We start from the raw sequence: 601 nt of genomic DNA, 5'->3' as shown, positions 1-601 counted from the left end.
CGGCGTTCCTCGAAAGGCCTTTGGGTGTAATCGATGTCGTCTCGCGCGAGCAGATCGAACGCGATGAAGGCCGCGGGTGTCTTCTCGGCCAGCATCCGGACCCGCGAGTCGGCGGGGTGGATGCGTTGTTGCAGGGCCTCGAAGTCGAGGCCATGGCCGGCGGCGACGACGATCTCGCCGTCGATGACGCAGCGTCCGGGTAGCTCCGTCCTCGCGGCCTCGACCAGTTCGGGGAAGTAGCGGGTCAGCGGGCGTTCGTTGCGGCTGCCGAACTCGACCTCATCGCCGTCGCGGAAGCAGATCGACCGGAAGCCGTCCCACTTCGGTTCGTAGGACGCGTCCGCGGGAATCGACGCCACCGATTTGGCCAGCATCGGCTTCACCGGCGGCATCACGGGCAGGCGCATTCGGCCATTGTCGCAGTGCCGTCCGCGCTGAACCGGCGATGACATTTCCCGGTGTCGACGGTCAGAAGTGGCGTGGACGCAATAATGGGCGGGGTGGACCTTCCCGTAACGCCGCCGGTGAAGCCGATGCTGGCCAAATCGGTGGCGTCGATTCCCGCGGACGCGTCCTACGAACCGAAGTGGGACGGGTTCCG

At 66.4% G+C, this 601-nt stretch carries 2 protein-coding genes; one reads left to right on the top strand and one right to left on the bottom strand.

All coding sequences use genetic code 11. The annotated features are described in order from the left end of the window. Positions 1-407, bottom strand: a 407-nt coding sequence (locus tag A5698_RS21745; RefSeq protein WP_502688973.1) for an ATP-dependent DNA ligase, incomplete at its 3' end; no start/stop codon positions are given. 93 nt (positions 408-500) lie between these two features. Here A5698_RS21745 and A5698_RS29595 point away from each other — a divergent pair. Next, the coding region (locus tag A5698_RS29595; RefSeq protein ID WP_231967490.1) for a hypothetical protein at positions 501-601 on the top strand (101 nt) is incomplete at its 3' end.

This window comes from Mycobacterium sp. E136 (assembly GCF_001666865.1).
Lineage (GTDB): Bacteria > Actinomycetota > Actinomycetes > Mycobacteriales > Mycobacteriaceae > Mycobacterium.
Note: the sequence above shows the minus strand (reverse complement) of the source record. Positions and strands in the feature narration are given on the sequence as shown.